Here is a 16,159-nt window from a genome sequence, read left to right on the forward strand (position 1 = left end):
GGGTGCCGTGCCGCCGCCGGTGCGGGTGCCGGTGGGAGGGTCATGTCCGCCCGCACGCGGAGTCCTCCCGCCCGTCCTTGGGCCCCCACGCCGCCAGCACCTCGGAGTCGGTCGCCCGGGCGTGCAGGTAGTAGTCGACCCACTCGGCGATGTCCGGGTAGGCGCATTCCGCGGTCAGCCGGGCGACGGCCGCCGGAATGTCGTACGGCGTCACCCGCAGGTCGGCGCCGGGGCCGAGGAGGCACCAGTGGGCGCCGGGGCGGCCGTAGGGCATGCCGACGCTGCCGGGGTTGACCACCAGGCGGCCGTGCGCGAGGCGGACGTAGGGCATGTGGGTGTGGCCGCAGACGACCGTGCCGATGTCGGGCGACAGGCCGGTGAAGACCTCCGACCAGCGGGCCGGGCGGGAGTCCACCAGGACCAGTTCCTCGTCGTCGCGCGGGGTCGCGTGGCAGAACAGGACCGTGCCGAGGCCGCGGACGCGCAGGGTGAGGGTCTTCGGGAGGGCCGCGAGGAAGTCCACCTGGTCCTCGCGCAGTGCACGGGCCGCGAACGGGCCGATGGGGTCGGGTATCCCGGAGCGCTCGCCGCGCCGGTACTCCACCAGCTCCCGGTCGGCGTTCCCCGCGAGCCACAGCACCCGGTCGCCCTGCTTCCGCAGCAGGTCCAGGACCTCGGCCGGCTGGGGGCCCGCGGTGATGTCGCCGGTGAGGACGATGCGGTCGGCGGCGGCCACCTCGGGCTCCGCGAGGACGGCCTCCAGGGCGGGCAGTACTCCGTGGATGTCGGAGAGGACCGCCAACCTGCCGTATTCGTACGTCACCTACTCCTCCTCGTGTCCTTGTCGTCCAGCGCCCGCGCCAGCACCTCTGCCAGATGCAGCCCCCGCACCCCGGCCAGCTGTTCCAGTTGGGTGCGGCAGGAGAAGCCGTCGGCCAGGATCACCGTCCGCGCGGGTGCTTCACGGACGGAGGGGAGGAGTTGATCCTCCGCGCAGGCTCTCGACACCTCGAAGTGGCCCTTCTCGAAACCGAAGTTGCCCGCGAGGCCGCAGCAGCCGCCGCTCAGCTCGCCGGTGAGGCCGGCGGCCTCGCGCAGCCGGCGGTCGGGGGCGTCGCCGAGTACCGCGTGCTGGTGGCAGTGGGTCTGGCCGGCGACCGGGCGGCCGACGACGGGAGGGGTCCAGTGCGCGGCGTGCCGTTCCAGAGTCTCAGCGAACGTCTCGACCAGCGAGGCGAGTCGGCCTGCCCGGGGATCGTCGGACAGCAGCTCGGGCAGGTCGGTGCGCAGAGCGGCCGCGCAGCTCGGTTCCAGGACGACGACCGGGACGCCGGCCCGCAGCACCGGCTCCATGAGGTCGAGCGTGCGCTTGAGGACGCTGCGGGCGCGGTCGAGCTGGCCGGTGGAGACATAGGTGAGGCCGCAGCAGACCTTGCCCCGGCGGGCGGCGAGGAGTGCGGTGGCGGCCCGGGTGCGGCCGTCTCCGATTGCTCCCCGGCGGGGCCGGAGGGTGGGCGGGAGGGTCACGCGCAGGCCGGCGGCCTCCAGCACCCGGACGGCGGCCCGGCCGACGGACGGGGACAGATACTCGGTGAAGGTGTCCGGCCAGAGGACAACCAGATCACCCGGCCCGGACCCACCGACCTCCGGCATCGAACCACCCGCTCCCGGCGCCGGACCACCCACCACCGGCGCCGGACCACCCGCTCCCCGCACGGAACCACCCGAGCCCGGCCCAGAACCACCCGACCCCGGCGCCGGACCACCCGAACCCCGGCCCGGTTTCCTCCGCCCCCACCAGCCGGTGAACGTCTCCGTCGCCAGTCGGGGGACTTCCCGCTCTGCCGCGATTCCGCCCAGCCGCTTGCCGGCGCGGGCCAACGCTTCCACGGAGGCAAGGGCGTTGAGCAGCGGGGCCGTGTGTGTGCGGGCCACCCAGCGCAGCCACTGCGGCAGGCGGCCCATGCCGAGGTGGGCGGCGGGGCGACGGCGGCCGGCGTAGTGGTGGTGCAGGAACTCCGCCTTGTAGGTGGCCATGTCCACGCCGACCGGGCAGTCGGAGCGGCAGCCCTTGCAGGAAAGGCACAGGTCCAGGGCGTCGCGGACCTCCGTGGACCGCCAGCCGTCGCCGATCAGTTCGCCCGCGAGCATCTCGTGCAGCAGCCGGGCCCGGCCGCGTGTGGAGTGCTCCTCCTCGCCGGTCGCCCGGAAGGACGGGCACATCACGGCGGGGCCGGCCGCCGTGGTCGTACGGCACTTGGCGACGCCGACGCAGCGGCGGACGGCCGCGCGGAAGTCGCCGTCGTCGGCCGGGTAGCCGAAGGCCACGTCGACGGGTCCTCGCGGCAGCACGGAGAAGCGGAGGTTGGCGTCGAGCGGGGCGGGGCGGACCAGCATGCCGGGGTTGAGCAGGTCATCGGGGTCCCAGACCGCCTTGGCCCGCTCGAAGAGCCGGACCGTCTCGGCGCCGTACATGCGCGGCAGCAGCTCGGCGCGGGCCTGCCCGTCGCCGTGCTCCCCGGACAGCGAGCCGCCGTGCTCCACCACCAGGTCGGCCAGTTCCTCGGAGAAGCGGCGGAAGCGGCCGATGCCGGTCCCGGTGAGCAGGTCGAAGTCGATACGGACGTGGATGCAGCCGTCGCCGAAGTGGCCGTACGGCGTGCCGCGCAGGCCGTGGGCGGACAGCAGGGCGCGGAAGTCCCGCAGATAGGCGCCGAGCCGGGCGGGCGGCACCGCGCAGTCCTCCCAGCCGGGCCAGGCCTCGCTGCCGTCCGGCAGCCGTGTGGCCGTGCCGCTCGCGTCCTCGCGGATGCGCCACAGAGCACGCTGGGCGGCCGGGTCCGTCACCAGCAGGGAGTCGACCACGTCGGCCGCGCGGACGATGTCCTCCGCATGCGCGCGTGCCTCGTCCGCCGACGCCCCGCCGGTCTCCACGAACAGCCAGGCACCCCCCTCGGGCAGTCCGGCCGGCGAGCGCACCAGGTCGGCCGCCATGCCCTCCACCGTCAGCGGGCCGAGCGGCAGCAGCCCGGCGGCGGCCTCGGCGGCGGCGCTCTCGTCGCCGTACGCCAGCACGGCCAGGGCACGCGCGCGTGGGGCCTGCACCAGCTGGACGACCGCCTCGGTGAGGATGCCGAGGGTGCCCTCCGAGCCGCAGAAGGAGCGGGCGACGTCCGCGCCCCTCTCGGGCAGCAGCGCGTCCAGCGCGTATCCGGAGATGCGGCGGGGCAGGTCCGGGAAGCCGGTGCGCAGGCGGGCCAGTTCGCCCTGCGCCAGCTCGCGCAGCCCTTCCGGTGCGCCCGCCCAGCCCTGTCCGAGCCGCAGCCGTCGTCCCCGCGCGGTGACGACGGACAGCTCGCGCACGCTGTCCGCGGTCGTCCCCCAGGCCACCGAGTGCGAGCCGCAGGAGTTGTTGCCGATCATTCCGCCGAGCGTGCACCGGCTGTGGGTGGCGGGATCCGGACCGAAGCGCAGCCCGTGCGGGGCGGCGGCCTCCTGGAGCCGGTCGAGGACGAGCCCCGGCTGTACGACGGCCGTGCGGGTGCCCGGGTCCAGCTCCAGCAGGCCGTTCATGTGCCGGGTGAAGTCCAGCACCACGCCGGTGCCGGTCGCCTGTCCGGCGATCGACGTGCCCCCGCCGCGCGCCACCACGGGCACCCCGCGCGCCCGGCAGACCTCCAGCGCGGCGGCCACGTCGTCGGCGTCCGAGGGGGCGACCACGCCCAGCGGGACGCGCCGGTAGTTGGACGCGTCCATGGTGACCAGCGCCCGGGAGGTGGTGTCGAAACCGACCTCGCCCCGGACGGCGCCGCGCAGCTCCGCTTCGAGACCCGAGTGATCCGTCATGCGTCCAGGATGCATCCGCTCACGGACAGTCACCGAGAGTTTTCCACAGCCCCGCCCATGTCGTCGTACTACTTCACAAGTCCACGGTCCGGCGGTCTTGTCTCATCCGACGGACGCGGTTGCGCCCGGTTTGGCCCAGCGGGATACCCTCCGACTCGTGGCCGACATCCAGATCCCCGCTGACATCAAGCCCGCCGACGGACGTTTCGGCGCTGGCCCCTCCAAGGTGCGCACCGAGGCGCTGGACGCCCTCGCCGCCACCGGTACGTCTCTCCTGGGCACCTCGCACCGCCAGGCCCCCGTCAAGAACCTGGTGGGCCAGGTCCGTGAGGGCATCAGCTCCCTGTTCTCGCTCCCCGAGGGCTACGAGGTGATCCTCGGCAACGGCGGCTCGACCGCCTTCTGGGACATCGCCACCCACGGTTTGATCGAGAACAAGTCCCAGCACCTGAGCTTCGGCGAGTTCTCCTCGAAATTCGCCAAGGCCGCCAAGCTGGCGCCCTGGCTGGCCGAGCCGACCGTCGTCTCCACCGACCCCGGCACCCACCCCGAGGCGCGGGCCGAGGCGGGCGTCGACGTCTACGCCTTCACCCACAACGAGACCTCGACCGGCGTCGCCATGCCGATCAAGCGGGTCGAAGGGGCCGACGAGGGCGCACTCGTCCTCGTGGACGCGACGAGCGGCGCGGGCGGCCTCCCGGTCGACATCGCCGAGACCGACGTCTACTACTTCGCCCCGCAGAAGTCCTTCGCCTCCGACGGCGGCCTGTGGATCGGCGTCTTCTCCCCGGCCGCGATCGAGCGCGCCGAGCGCATCCACGCGTCCGGCCGCCACGTCCCGGAGTTCTTCTCGCTGCCGACCGCGATCGACAACTCCCGCAAGAACCAGACGTACAACACCCCGGCGCTGGCCACCCTCTTCCTGCTGAACCAGCAGCTGGAGTGGCTCAACGGCCAGGGCGGCCTCGCCTGGTCCACGGCCCGCACCAAGGACTCGTCCAGCCGCCTGTACACCTGGGCGGAGGAGTCCAAGTACGCCACCCCGTTCGTCACCGACCCGGCCAAGCGCTCGCAGGTCATCGGCACGATCGACTTCTCCGACGAGATCGACGCGGCCGCCGTCGCCAAGGTGCTGCGCGCCAACGGCATCGTGGACACCGAGCCGTACCGCAAGCTCGGCCGCAACCAGCTGCGCATCGCGATGTTCCCGGCGATCGACCCGGCGGACGTCGAGGCGCTGACGAAGTGCGTCGACTACGTGATCGAGAAGCTCTAGCGGCTGCGGCCGGGCTGCGGCCACGACGACGAAGGGCGCCCGGTGCACACCGGGCGCCCTTCCTCATGTGACGGGTGGCCCCGGTCTCATGTGACGGGTGGCCTCAGCCCCGCAGCTCCGTCAGGAACTCGATCAGCGCGGCGTTCACTTCCTCGGGCCGCTCCTGCTGCGTCCAGTGGCCGCAGCCCGGCAGCAGGATCGGCTCCCGGCGCAGATCGGGCATCAACTCCGGCAGCTTCGCGATGAGTTCGGGCGTGTCCGGGAAGGCCGGGACCAAGTCGCGGTCGCCATACATGTAGAGCGCAGGCGCAGTGACGACCGCGCCCTGCCAGGCCGCGGTCAGCTCCCAGTTGCGGTCCAGGTTGCGGTACCAGTTCAGGGCGCCGGTGAAGCCCTTGGCGTAGCTCTCGGCGAGCTCGTCCAGGTCCTCCTCGGTGAGCCAGTCCGGCAGCACCTCCGGGTCGGTCATGTCCGCGAGCCAGCCCCGCTCCGGGTCGGCCACCAGGGCCTGGTCCGGGCGGCCGGCGCCGGGGGCGTCACCGGAAGCGGAGTAGAACAGCTTCCGCAGGGCGGTACGGGTGTCCGCGGCGAACTCGGCGTCGGCGACCCCGGGCCGGTTGAAGTAGTTCCAGTAGAACCGCCCGCCGAAGCGCTCCTGCATGGCGACGAGCGGCGGCCGCTCCCCGCGGAACGGCGGGGGCACGCTCAGCCCGGCGACCCCGCGCACCACGTCGGGCCGCAGCAGCGCGGTGTGCCAGGCCACCGGTGCGCCCCAGTCGTGGCCGACGACGAACGCCTCCTTCTCGCCCAGGGCGTGGATCAGCCCGATCACGTCCCCGACGAGATGGAGGATGCTGTACGCGTCCACGTCCTCGGGGTGATCACTACGGCCGTATCCGCGCTGGTCGGGCGCGACCACCCGGAACCCGGCGGCGGCCAGCGGACCGAACTGGTGACGCCAGGAGTGCCAGGACTCCGGGAAGCCGTGCAGCAGCACGACGAGCGGACCCTCGCCCTGCTCCGCGATGTGCAGCCGGATACCGTTCACGTCGATCACACGGTGCTCAACCATGCGGCGAGCATACGCCTGCACCATACAAGAAATTGCTGGCGCAACGCGCAGTTCTCATCGAAGAAAATTCACTGCGAATCCCCGCGTGAGCGAATGCAGCGCCATCCCAAATACAGCACCCCGAGCGCTCCCATGCCCGAACCTGCCGCACACAGCGCGGTCGCCCACGCGGCCATGTCCTGAGTGATCCACAGCAGGCTCACCACAACCAGCGCCACGCGACTGCACTTCCTTCGCCACCGGAGCCGCATTGGCGGCCTGCGCGCCGATTCCGCACATCACACCGGCCATGGTGAAGGCGATTGCAGCAGAAATCCCCGGCGAATTGCGCTCGAAACAAGGCCTCCTCAGCGAGGTCGACTTTGTGAACATCGGACCCATCTCGCACAACGGAGATCAGGGTTCCGTTTCCTGTCGGTTTTCCGTGACAATTCCGGCACAGGAATACGCCATTCCGGCACATATCGTCGCATCGTCGCCACCCCACGTCTCGCCGGACCCGGTGTCCGGCCGTCGTCACCAGGAGCACTTCATGCACACCGTGTCCGCACGCCGCCGGCGCTCACTGCTGACCGCCTCGGTACTGCTGAGCGCCGTCGGCGCCACCGCCCTCCTGCCGGCGGCATCCGCCTCGGCCGCCACCACCGCGCACACCGCCACCACCGCCCACGCCGCCGCTCCGTCCGCACGCTTCGCGGGCAAGGCGGTCGCCATCGGCCAGGACATGGTCGCCGTCCTGCGCAACGACCCCCGCGCCGGTGGCCCCGAGGCGTGGATCCGCGCCGTGCCGCCGCACTGGCAGCAGGGCGACGCCTACATGTACCGCGTCCTGACCGGGCTCGACCGAGGCCACCGCACGGCCCGCGAACGCGGCCTCGCCCTGCGCCTGGTGGGTGCCGACGGCTCCGCTCCCGCGCTGCGGGTGACCGACGCCGAGGGCGGCACCCGCACCTTCACGCTCCCGAAGGCCGGAACCCCTGACGCACGGGGCTGCACCCTCATCCAGGAGCAGTTCATCGGCGGTGGAACCGTCGCCGTCCTGAGCAACGGCCCCAAGGGACCGGAGGCGTTCTTCAAGGACGCCGGTGACGGCACGCGCGTCGGCGGTGTCGTCAACCGCGCGCACCCGGCGCTGCCGAAGAGCGCCGGCTTCGTCGCCCGCATCGTGGACCCCTACGGGCCCGCGCCCGAGCTCCTCACCAACATGGAGGGCGGCGGTCACCCCGCGAGCACGACGGACTTCCCGGCGCCCGGGTGCGTGAAGTGACGCCGTAGCCAAGGGGTTCCGGGCCTCAGGGTCCGGTGGACGGGACCGCGGCCGTCGCACGCGCCCCGGTCCCGTCCGGCCCAGACCCTCACCCGCGCCGCCGCCCCCGCACCCCGAGGAGGGCGAGCGCTGCGAGCGCGACGACGACGGCACCGACCGCCAGGCCCCCGCCGCCCCCGATCCCGAACCCGAACCCGCCGCCGATCCCGGCTCCGGCCGTGCCGGAACGTCCGCTCCCGGAAGGTGACTTGGCGGCAGGCCGACCCGGCGCGTCCTTCGCCACCACCGCGCTGTCCGCCCCCTCACTGCTGTACAGCAGCGTGCTCCCGTCGGCGGAGTACGTGACGCCCTCCCCCTGTCCCTGCAGCGGTACGTCGAGCTGGCCCGCGCGCTTGATCCGGCCGCCGTCCCAGTCGTAGTAGATCCCGCCCAGGTACCCGCGCACGGCGAGCTGCCGCCCGTCCGGGGAGAAGGCCGCGTCCGTGGCCCAGAGGTCGACGGGGGCGATCGGCCTGAAGATGTTCGCTCCGGAGGCGGTCAGGGTGGCCGGGCCCTCGTACAGGTGCCCGCCGTCCTCCTTCTTGTCGATGATGTAGACCCGCCCGGTCTTCGGGTGGACGATCAGCGACTCGGCGTCCCGCGGCCCGTTCGCGTACTTCACGACGTACTGCGTCGCGGTGACCGTCTGGTCCTTCAGCTCCTTCGGCTCGGACAGCCGGTAGATCCACACGTACGGCCACTTGCCGCCGAGGTTGTCACCGATGTCGCCCAGGTAGATCTCGTTGTGCGGCCCGATGGAAATGGCCTCGACGTCACGAGGGGAGCCGATGCCCCGGAGCGTGACGCGGGCGACGGTCCTGCCGGTCCGGCTGTCCACGGCGTACAGGTACGGCCCGTCGTCACTGTCGTTGTGCGTCCAGTAGACACCGGGGTGGAGGTGCGAGGCGGCGAGCCCGCTGGACTCGGTGATCCGCGGGTCCTTGAGGGTGAACCCGTGGTCACCGTCCCCGTCGGCGGCGGAAGCGGGCAGCGCGCAGGCGCCGGCGAGCAGCACCCCGGCGAGAACGGCGAACGATCGACGCATGCCCCAAGCGTGCCATTCCCTCCGGGGGTCACGGGGCGGGTGCCCGCGGGGTCCGTCCTACGTGGTGGGCCTCACACCCCACTGGTGCCCGTGATCGTCCATCATGAGCGGATGCTCAGGTTCATGCCCGTAGGTGACTCCATGACGATCGGGAGCGCCGGCGAGCACACATGGCGTTACCGCCTGTGGCGCCATCTGCGTGACGCGTACGACGGCCCGTTCACCTTCGTCGGCCCGCGCGAGGAGCTCTACGACAAGGCGGCCGACGCCCCGGCGTCCCTCGCCTACGCCGATCCCGACTTCCCGTGCCGCCACCTGGCGGGCTGGGGCGAGGGCTGGCTGCACATGGCCCCGCTGATCGGCGAGGCGGTGCGCGCACACCGGGCGGACGTGCTGCTGGTCTCGCTGGGCCTGATCGACCTGGGCTTCTACACGAACGCCGAGCAGACGGCGGAGAACGTACACGCCTTCATAGCGGGGGCCCGTGAGGCCGAGCCGCGCATCCGCATGGTCCTGCTGCCGGTCATCCCGAACATCCGCGCCGAGGTGGACGAGCCGTTCGCCGCGCAGGTGGACCTCTTCAACGACCTGCTGGCGAAGACGGTCGCCGACCTGGACGAGCCCCGCTCACCGATCCTGCTGGCCTCGCGGCCGGAGGGCTACGACATCCACACCGACACCTACGACGGCACGCATCCCAACGCGAGGGGGGAGCACCGGATCGCGGGGGCCTTCGCGGGGGCGATGTGGGAGGCGTGGGGGGTCGGACAGGCGTACGCGGCCGGAACAGGTTGACCGATTTCCGGCGTCTCCCGGTCACCGTGCGTATCGTTGAACCGCGCGGCTGCACTCGTCCGTGGGCAGCCGGGGGGGGAGCGCGACCGTGACCATCCTTGAAGACAGGATCGAGATGGCCGACGCCGATGCCAACACCAAGCGTTTGGACGAGTGGTTCGAGCGGCTTGAGCGCATGCCCGTCCCCGAGGGATACAGGGTCGAGATCGTCGGGGGCAACGTCCATATGACGCCGCAGCGAGACACCCACTGGGTCATCGTCCGCCGAATCGTGCGGGCGTTGGAGGACAGGTTCGGGATGCAGGTCAAAGCGTTCTCGGACGTCCGCATCGACTTCCCGGGCCACGAGAACGGCTTCTGCCCGGACGTCGCCCTGCTCAAGGACTCGGCGAAGAAGGACGACACGGGCCACTGGCGCTACCAGGACGTCGCGTTCGTCGCCGAGGTCATCTCCGAGGGCACAGCCGCCAACGACTACGGTCCGAAGAGGTTCGCCTACGCGGAGGCCGAGGTCCCCCTGTACGTCATCGCCGATCCCTACCAGGGACGGTGCCACGTCTACACCGATCCCAAGCGCGGCGACTACGACGAGCCGACGAAGGTGGACTTCGGTACCGACCTCGATCTCACCGGCACCGTGATCGACCTCGTCCTCAATACCGACGACTTCCCCCGCGACTGAAGCACCCCTTGCTTGGAGCGCACTTCAACCCGTTGGCTTGAGGACCATGGAGTACACGCAGCTAGGACGCACGGGACTCAAGGTCGGCCGACTCGTCCTCGGGACGATGAACTTCGGGCCGCAGACGGACGAAGCCGACAGCCACGCCATCATGGACGCGGCGCTGGACGCGGGCATCAACTTCTTCGACACCGCCAACGTGTACGGGTGGGGTGAGAACAAGGGCCGCACCGAGCGCATCATCGGCAACTGGTTCGCCAAGGGCGGCGACCGCCGCGACAAGGTCGTCCTCGCCACCAAGGTCTACGGCAACATGGCCCTCGACGCCCAGCCCGGCCGGCCCGCCTGGCCCAACCACGACAGGCTCTCCGCGCTGAACATCCGCCGGGCCGTGGACGCCAGCCTGAAGCGGCTGCAGACCGACCACATCGACCTCTACCAGTTCCACCACATCGACCGGAACACGCCGTTCGAGGAGATCTGGCAGGCGATCGACACCCTGGTCCAGCAGGGCAAGATCCTCTACGTCGGCTCCTCCAACTTCCCCGGCTACAAGATCGCCCAGGCCAACGAGGCCGCCGCCCGCCGAGGCTCGTACGGCCTCGTCAGCGAGCAGTGCCTGTACAACCTCGCCGAGCGGCGCGCCGAGATGGAGGTCATCCCGGCCGCGCAGGACTACGGCCTCGGGGTCATCCCGTGGTCGCCGCTGCACGGCGGTCTGCTCGGCGGGATCCTCAGGAAGGAGGTCGAGGGCGGTCGCCGTGCGTCCGGCCGGGCCGCCGACACCCTCAAGAACCCCGCCGCCCGCGCCCAGGTCCAGGCGTACGAGGACCTGGTCGACAAGCACGGCCTGCAGCCCGGCGAGGTGGCCCTGGCCTGGCTGCTGACCCGCCCGGGTGTGACGGGGCCCATCGTCGGCCCGCGTACGGCAGAACAGCTGGACTCGGCGATCAGGGCCTCGGAGCTGGAGCTGAGCGAGGAGCTGCTGGCCGGCCTGGACGAGATCTTCCCGGGTCCGGGCCCGTCCCCGGAGGCCTTCGCCTGGTAGCAGCGGAAGGGCAGCCGACCCAGGGCGCGGGGCAGTGTCGATGTGCGGCTACCGCCGCGCGGGCGCGACACGCCTCAGGCGGCTCGCAGTCGCCGGACAACGCGCACTCCCCGCCCCTCGGGCAGCCGAACCAACGGCTACTTGACGGCCGCCGCCAAGGCCACCACCACGAACATCAGCACAAGCACACCGGCCATGATCCGGTTCCGGGTTTTCGGGTCCACGTGACCGAGCCTAACCGGCCCCGCCCAGTGCCCAGCGGGCAACCGCCTCGTACCGCGGCTGCTCCCCCGCCACCCCGGACCTCGGCAGGTGGCTGCGGACCAGGACCAGCTCGTCCACGGTCCAGGTACGGCTGCCGAAGGTGCGCAGCGCCTCCACGTAGGGCCGTACGTCCACCGAGTCCCGGCTCCGCGCCACCGTCAGGTGGGCCTTGTACCGCCGGTGCTCCCCCATCGGCACGCCCGCCTTCCGCGCCGCCGACTCCGCCCGGTCGGCCAGCAGCCGCAGCGCCTCCACCTCGCCGGAGGCGCCCGTCCACAGGGCCTTGCCGCGCCCGAACTGTCCGCCGCCGGAGAGCGCCAGGGCGAAGGGGTCCGTGCGGCGGGCCGCGCGGGCCAGGCGGTCCGACAGGTCCGGTACGAGATCGTCGGCGACCTCGCCGTAGAAGGCGAGGGTGAAGTGCCAGCCCGGGCGGTCCGTCCAGCGCAGCCGCTCCGCGCCGGGCAGCCTCTTCAACTGGGCGACCTCGACGGCCAGTTCATGGACGACACGCTCCGGAGGGAGCACCGCGGCGAAGAGTCTCATGTCTTCACCTTCGCAGACACGGGTCGGCATGATGAGCACATGACGATCACCATGCGCACCGGCGGGCCCGGCGACGCTCCCCTGATCCTCGGCATGCTCGACAGCGCCGTGGAGTGGCTGGTCTCACAGGGCCGTACCGGGCAGTGGGGCACCGAGCCGTGGTCGACGAACGAGCGAGCCGTGGAACTGGTGCACCAGATCACCTCCGCGGGCACGCCGTACCTGGCCGAGGTCGACGGGGTCCCGGCGGCCACGCTCACCCTCAGCCGGGCCCCCGGTCCGTATCTGGAGCCCGCCGACGAGCCCGAGCGGTACATCCACCTGTTCGTCACCGACCGCCGCTTCAAGGGCGTCGGCGCCGGTGCCGCGCTGCTCGCGCACGCGGCCGAGCAGACACGGCGGGCCGGGATATCGCTGCTGCGGGTGGACTGCTACGCGGGCGACGACGGCAAGCTGGTCGCGTACTACGAGAGCCAGGGTTTCACCCGGGTCGCCCCCTTCACCGTCGGCGAGGACAAGTGGCCGGGGATGCTGCTGGCCCGCAGGGTGCTGTAGCGGGGTCCCCTTGCCCGTGCCGCGGCGGCGGCACTCGCCCGGCGACGACCCGCACCCCTCCGGGTGCTACGCCGCCGTCGCCAGGTCCTCCCGCTCCTTCGGCACGAAGCGGAGCCGCGGATGGCCGCGGTGCCAGCGCAGCGTCACCCGCAGGCCGCCGATGCGGGCCAGGACCAGGCCGATCACCGAGGCCGCCGCGGCGGAGACGACGCCGCCGAGGGCGAAGCCGACCCTTGCGCCGTACGTGTCGGTGATCCAGCCGACGACCGGCGCTCCCAGCGGCGTGCCGCCCATGAAGACCATCATGAACAGGGCCATCACCCGGCCGCGCATGGCCGGGTCGGTGGCCATCTGGACCGCCGTGTTCGCCGTGACGTTGACCGTCAGACCGAAGGCCCCGATGGGGACCATGAGCAATGCGAACAGCCAGTACGACGGTGCCAGCGCGGCCACCACCTCCAGCGTGCCGAAGGCCAGCGCGGCGGCGATCAGGATGCGCAGGCGGGCCGTGCCGCGCCGGGCGGCCAGCAGGGCGCCGCCCAGGGAGCCGACGGCCATCAGGGTGTTGAAGAGGCTGTAGGAGCCGGCGCCGGAGTGGAAGACGTCGTCCGCGTAGGCCGACAGCCACACCGGGAAGTTGAAGCCGAAGGTGCCGATGAAGCCGACCAGGACGATCGGCCAGACCAGCTCCGGCCGCCTGGCCACGTAGTGCAGGCCCTCGCGCAGCTGGCCCTTGCCCCGCGGCGCACGCTCGACCACGTGCAGTTCCCGGGCGCGCATCAGCAGCAGGCCGGTGAGGGGCGCGGCGAAGGACAGGCCGTTGGCGAGGAACGCCCAGCCGGTGCCCACCCCGGTGATCATGAGGCCGGCGACGGCGGGGCCGACCAGGCGGGCGGACTGGAAGTTCGCGGAGTTCAGGCTGACCGCGTTCTGCAGCTGCCCGGGGCCGACCATCTCGGCGACGAAGGACTGCCGGGCCGGGTTGTCGACGACCGTGGCGAGACCGACGGCGAAGGCGGCGACATAGACGTGCCAGACCTGGACGTGGCCGGAGAGGGTGAGGAAGGCGAGCGCGAGGCCGGTCACCGCCATCGACGACTGGGTGGCCAGCAGCGTGGGGCGCTTGGGCAGACGGTCCACCAGGACGCCGCCGTAGAGGCCGAAGAGCAGCATCGGCAGGAACTGCAGGGCCGTCGTGATGCCTACGGCCGCGGAGGAGCCGGTGAGGCTGAGGACGAGCCAGTCCTGAGCGATGCGCTGCATCCAGGTGCCGGTGTTGGAGACGACCTGGCCGATGAAGAAGAGGCGGTAGTTCCTGATCTTCAGCGAGCTGAACATCGAGGACTTGCGGGAGGTGGGGGTAGAAGTGGTTGGTGCGGGGGCGGAATCTTTTCCGGGTCCCGTACTCAAAAGGGTTCGCCTCCTTGCGATACGTCGTTACAGATGGGCGAGCTTCTCCAGCACGGGGGCGGCGGCGCGCAGGGCGGCCCACTCGTCCTCGTCGAGGCCCTCGACCAGGCCGGCCAGGAACGCGTTGCGCTTGCGGCGGCTCTCCTCGAGCATCGCCTCGGCCTGCTCGGTCTGGGTGACGACCTTCTGGCGCCGGTCCTCGGGGTGCGGCTCCAGCCGGACCAGCCCCTTGGCTTCGAGCAGCGCGACGATGCGGGTCATCGACGGCGGCTGGACGTGCTCCTTGCGGGCCAGCTCGCCCGGTGTGGCCGAGCCGCAGCGGGAGAGGGTGCCGAGCACCGACATCTCGGTGGGGCTCAGCGACTCGTCGACCCGCTGGTGCTTGAGCCGACGGGACAACCGCATCACGGCGGAGCGGAGGGAGTTCACGGCGGCTGCGTCGTCGCCATGGGAGAGGTCCGGCATGTTCCTTAGCGTAACTCATTACTCTCGCTAAAGACCACCGTGACGCGCGCGATACCGCGTGATACCCGCCACTGACTCCGACGATCACCCATATGAGTGAGTCGGTTCAGGAAAGTGACGCACCGGGTGGCCGGATATGGCGACCCTCGTACCCATGGGGACCAGTGTGCTCAGCCTGCGGATGGACCGGGAGCTGCTCGAAAGGCTCCGGCACCATGCGGCGAAAAGAGGAATGAGCGTGCAGGACTATGTGGTCCGCACGCTCATCCGGGACGACTTCGACGAGCGGTTCCAGGCCGCCGTCGAGGAGACCGAGAAGTTCTACGGGGTCACCTGACGCCGCAGAAGGCCATGGCTCAGGTCAGGCCCAGGGCCGGCATCAGGTAGTAGAAGGCGAACACCGCCGAGACCACGTACATCGCGACCGGGATGTCCCGGAACCGGCCGGCGGCCAGGCGCAGCACCGTGAAGGTGATGAAGCCCATGCCGATGCCGTTGGTGATCGAGTAGGTGAACGGCATCATCAGCATCGTCACGAACGCCGGGATCGCGATGGTGTAGTCGGCCCAGTCGATCTCCTTGATCGAGTTCGACAGGATCAGGAAGCCGACCGCGACCAGCGCCGGAGTGGCCGCCTGGGACGGGACCATCGTGGCGATCGGGGTGAGGAACAGCGCGACGGCGAAGAGGCCGCCGGTGACGACGTTCGCGAGGCCCGTACGGGCGCCCTCGCCGACCCCGGCCGTGGACTCCACGAACGCGGTGGTGGCCGAGGAGGAGCTGGCACCGCCCGCCGCGACCGCGAGGCCGTCGACGAAGAGCACCTTGTTGATGCCCGGCATGTAGCCCTCGGCGTCGGTCAGCTTGGCCTCGTCGCTGACGCCCATGATCGTGCCCATCGCGTCGAAGAAGCACGACAGCAGGACCGTGAAGACGAACAGGATGCCGGTCAGCACTCCGACCTTGGAGAACCCGCCGAACAGGCTCACCTGGCCGATCAGGCCGAAGTCGGGGGTGGAGACCGGGTTGCCCGGCCACTTCGGGACCGTCAGACCCCAGGTGGGGATCGTGGTGACCGCGTTGAGGATCACCGCCAGGACGGTCATGCCGACGATCGAGATCAGGATCGCGCCCGGCGTCCTGCGGACGATCAGCGCGAAGGTCAGCAGCGCGCCCAGGATGAAGACCAGCACCGGCCAGCCGTGCAGATGACCGCCCGTGCCGAGCTGCAGCGGGACGGTGGTCTGGGCGGCGTCCGGCATACGGGTGACGAAGCCGGAGTCGACCAGGCCGATCAGCATGATGAACAGGCCGATGCCGATCGAGATGGCCTTGCGCAGGCCGAACGGCACGGCGTTCATCACGCGCTCGCGCAGCCCCGTGGCGACCAGCAGCATGACCACGATGCCCGCGAGGACGACCATGCCCATGGCGTCCGGCCAGGACATCCGGGGCGCCAGCTGGAGGGCGACGACCGAGTTCACGCCGAGGCCGGCGGCGAGCGCGATCGGGACGTTGCCGATGACGCCCATCAGCAGGGTGGTGAACGCGGCCGTGAGCGCGGTCGCCGTCACCAGCTGACCGTTGTCCAGGTGGTGGCCGTACATGTCCTTCGCGCTGCCGAGGATGATCGGGTTCAGCACGATGATGTACGCCATTGCGAAGAAGGTGGCGAAACCGCCGCGGATCTCGCGGGCGACGGAGCTGCCGCGCTCGGAGATCCGGAAGTAGCGGTCGAGGGCGCCGAAGGCGGGCGCGCCGCCCGGCTTCTCGGGGGTGGGCGCCTTGGCAGGTGCCGAGGTGGACATGCGAGACCTCATCTCCGACGGGGTTCCCCCGAGCCCCGTTGGAG

At 71.3% G+C, this 16,159-nt stretch carries 16 protein-coding genes; 7 read left to right on the forward strand and 9 right to left on the reverse strand.

Annotated elements, in window-relative coordinates; translation table 11 throughout:
• Positions 1-40: 40 nt before the first annotated feature.
• Together ACZ41I_RS28525 and ACZ41I_RS28530 are read right to left on the reverse strand one after the other, a co-directional pair.
• Positions 41-823 (reverse strand): metallophosphoesterase family protein, encoded by a 783-nt coding sequence (locus tag ACZ41I_RS28525; RefSeq protein WP_468515422.1) that lies wholly within the window; start codon positions 821-823, stop codon positions 41-43.
• Positions 820-3,846: an FAD-binding and (Fe-S)-binding domain-containing protein gene (locus ACZ41I_RS28530; protein WP_468515423.1), complete on the reverse strand. Its 3,027-nt coding sequence runs from the start codon at positions 3,844-3,846 to the stop codon at positions 820-822. The genes ACZ41I_RS28525 and ACZ41I_RS28530 overlap by 4 nt, the downstream gene beginning before the upstream one ends.
• Positions 3,847-4,003: 157 nt before the next feature.
• Between ACZ41I_RS28530 and serC the strand changes: the two genes are divergently transcribed.
• Positions 4,004-5,122, forward strand: coding sequence for a phosphoserine transaminase (gene serC, locus ACZ41I_RS28535; RefSeq protein ID WP_363213798.1), 1,119 nt, complete (start codon positions 4,004-4,006; stop codon positions 5,120-5,122).
• Positions 5,123-5,225: 103 nt separating this feature from the next.
• Here serC and ACZ41I_RS28540 read toward each other — a convergent pair whose 3' ends face one another.
• Positions 5,226-6,194, reverse strand: a complete 969-nt coding sequence (locus ACZ41I_RS28540) for an alpha/beta fold hydrolase (protein WP_468515424.1) — start codon at positions 6,192-6,194, stop codon at positions 5,226-5,228.
• Positions 6,195-6,262: 68 nt separating this feature from the next.
• Positions 6,263-6,412: a hypothetical protein gene (locus ACZ41I_RS28545; RefSeq protein ID WP_468515425.1), complete on the reverse strand. Its 150-nt coding sequence runs from the start codon at positions 6,410-6,412 to the stop codon at positions 6,263-6,265.
• Positions 6,413-6,726: 314 nt separating this feature from the next.
• On the opposite strand from ACZ41I_RS28545, the gene ACZ41I_RS28550 reads away from it, so the two are divergent.
• Positions 6,727-7,461, forward strand: coding sequence for a hypothetical protein (locus ACZ41I_RS28550; protein ID WP_468320496.1), 735 nt, complete (start codon positions 6,727-6,729; stop codon positions 7,459-7,461).
• 88 nt (positions 7,462-7,549) lie between these two features.
• Here the strand turns inward: ACZ41I_RS28550 and ACZ41I_RS28555 are convergent, their stop codons facing one another.
• A complete protein-coding gene (locus tag ACZ41I_RS28555) occupies positions 7,550-8,545 on the reverse strand; it encodes a WD40 repeat domain-containing protein (RefSeq protein ID WP_468515426.1) in 996 nt (331 codons plus the stop codon).
• A 111-nt stretch (positions 8,546-8,656) separates the two neighbouring features.
• Between ACZ41I_RS28555 and ACZ41I_RS28560 the strand changes: the two genes are divergently transcribed.
• The 3 genes from ACZ41I_RS28560 to ACZ41I_RS28570 all read left to right on the forward strand — a co-directional run bounded on the left by ACZ41I_RS28560 (position 8,657) and on the right by ACZ41I_RS28570 (position 11,070).
• Complete coding sequence (locus ACZ41I_RS28560; protein WP_468320502.1) at positions 8,657-9,340, forward strand: SGNH/GDSL hydrolase family protein; 684 nt, start codon at positions 8,657-8,659, stop codon at positions 9,338-9,340.
• 88 nt (positions 9,341-9,428) lie between these two features.
• Positions 9,429-10,022, forward strand: coding sequence for a Uma2 family endonuclease (locus tag ACZ41I_RS28565; RefSeq protein ID WP_468515427.1), 594 nt, complete (start codon positions 9,429-9,431; stop codon positions 10,020-10,022).
• A 46-nt stretch (positions 10,023-10,068) separates the two neighbouring features.
• Complete coding sequence (locus ACZ41I_RS28570) at positions 10,069-11,070, forward strand: aldo/keto reductase (RefSeq protein ID WP_363213791.1); 1,002 nt, start codon at positions 10,069-10,071, stop codon at positions 11,068-11,070.
• Positions 11,071-11,304: 234 nt separating this feature from the next.
• Here the strand turns inward: ACZ41I_RS28570 and thpR are convergent, their stop codons facing one another.
• Positions 11,305-11,877, reverse strand: a complete 573-nt coding sequence (gene thpR / locus ACZ41I_RS28575) for an RNA 2',3'-cyclic phosphodiesterase (RefSeq protein WP_468515428.1) — start codon at positions 11,875-11,877, stop codon at positions 11,305-11,307.
• A 39-nt stretch (positions 11,878-11,916) separates the two neighbouring features.
• Between thpR and ACZ41I_RS28580 the strand changes: the two genes are divergently transcribed.
• The gene (locus tag ACZ41I_RS28580; RefSeq protein ID WP_363213789.1) at positions 11,917-12,432 is read left to right on the forward strand and encodes a GNAT family N-acetyltransferase; all 516 of its coding nucleotides are present in this window, start codon (positions 11,917-11,919) and stop codon (positions 12,430-12,432) included.
• 66 nt (positions 12,433-12,498) lie between these two features.
• Here ACZ41I_RS28580 and ACZ41I_RS28585 read toward each other — a convergent pair whose 3' ends face one another.
• Both ACZ41I_RS28585 and ACZ41I_RS28590 read right to left on the reverse strand, forming a co-directional pair.
• Complete coding sequence (locus ACZ41I_RS28585) at positions 12,499-13,842, reverse strand: MFS transporter (protein WP_399774305.1); 1,344 nt, start codon at positions 13,840-13,842, stop codon at positions 12,499-12,501.
• Between the two features lie 27 nt (positions 13,843-13,869).
• Complete coding sequence (locus ACZ41I_RS28590; protein ID WP_399774308.1) at positions 13,870-14,307, reverse strand: MarR family winged helix-turn-helix transcriptional regulator; 438 nt, start codon at positions 14,305-14,307, stop codon at positions 13,870-13,872.
• 154 nt (positions 14,308-14,461) lie between these two features.
• Here ACZ41I_RS28590 and ACZ41I_RS28595 point away from each other — a divergent pair, with 154 nt between their 5' ends.
• On the forward strand, positions 14,462-14,644 hold the full coding sequence (locus ACZ41I_RS28595; RefSeq protein ID WP_363213785.1) for a ribbon-helix-helix protein, CopG family: 183 nt from the start codon (positions 14,462-14,464) through the stop codon (positions 14,642-14,644).
• A 19-nt stretch (positions 14,645-14,663) separates the two neighbouring features.
• On the opposite strand, the gene ACZ41I_RS28600 is transcribed toward ACZ41I_RS28595, so the two are convergent.
• Positions 14,664-16,115, reverse strand: coding sequence for an NCS2 family permease (locus tag ACZ41I_RS28600; RefSeq protein ID WP_468515429.1), 1,452 nt, complete (start codon positions 16,113-16,115; stop codon positions 14,664-14,666).
• Positions 16,116-16,159 lie beyond the last annotated feature (44 nt).

The organism is Streptomyces sp. NPDC030799 (assembly GCF_055572255.1).

Coding starts and splice junctions, on each gene's coding strand:
- ACZ41I_RS28555 (WP_468515426.1), bottom strand. CDS start 8,545: ATGCGTCGATCGTTCGCCGTTCTCGCCGGGGTGCTGCTCGCCGGCGCC.
- ACZ41I_RS28570 (WP_363213791.1), top strand. CDS start 10,069: ATGGAGTACACGCAGCTAGGACGCACGGGACTCAAGGTCGGCCGACTC.
- ACZ41I_RS28590 (WP_399774308.1), bottom strand. CDS start 14,307: ATGCCGGACCTCTCCCATGGCGACGACGCAGCCGCCGTGAACTCCCTC.
- ACZ41I_RS28595 (WP_363213785.1), top strand. CDS start 14,462: ATGGGGACCAGTGTGCTCAGCCTGCGGATGGACCGGGAGCTGCTCGAA.
- ACZ41I_RS28530 (WP_468515423.1), bottom strand. CDS start 3,846: ATGACGGATCACTCGGGTCTCGAAGCGGAGCTGCGCGGCGCCGTCCGG.
- ACZ41I_RS28580 (WP_363213789.1), top strand. CDS start 11,917: ATGACGATCACCATGCGCACCGGCGGGCCCGGCGACGCTCCCCTGATC.
- ACZ41I_RS28600 (WP_468515429.1), bottom strand. CDS start 16,115: ATGTCCACCTCGGCACCTGCCAAGGCGCCCACCCCCGAGAAGCCGGGC.
- ACZ41I_RS28540 (WP_468515424.1), bottom strand. CDS start 6,194: ATGGTTGAGCACCGTGTGATCGACGTGAACGGTATCCGGCTGCACATC.
- ACZ41I_RS28550 (WP_468320496.1), top strand. CDS start 6,727: ATGCACACCGTGTCCGCACGCCGCCGGCGCTCACTGCTGACCGCCTCG.
- ACZ41I_RS28560 (WP_468320502.1), top strand. CDS start 8,657: ATGCTCAGGTTCATGCCCGTAGGTGACTCCATGACGATCGGGAGCGCC.
- thpR (WP_468515428.1), bottom strand. CDS start 11,877: ATGAGACTCTTCGCCGCGGTGCTCCCTCCGGAGCGTGTCGTCCATGAA.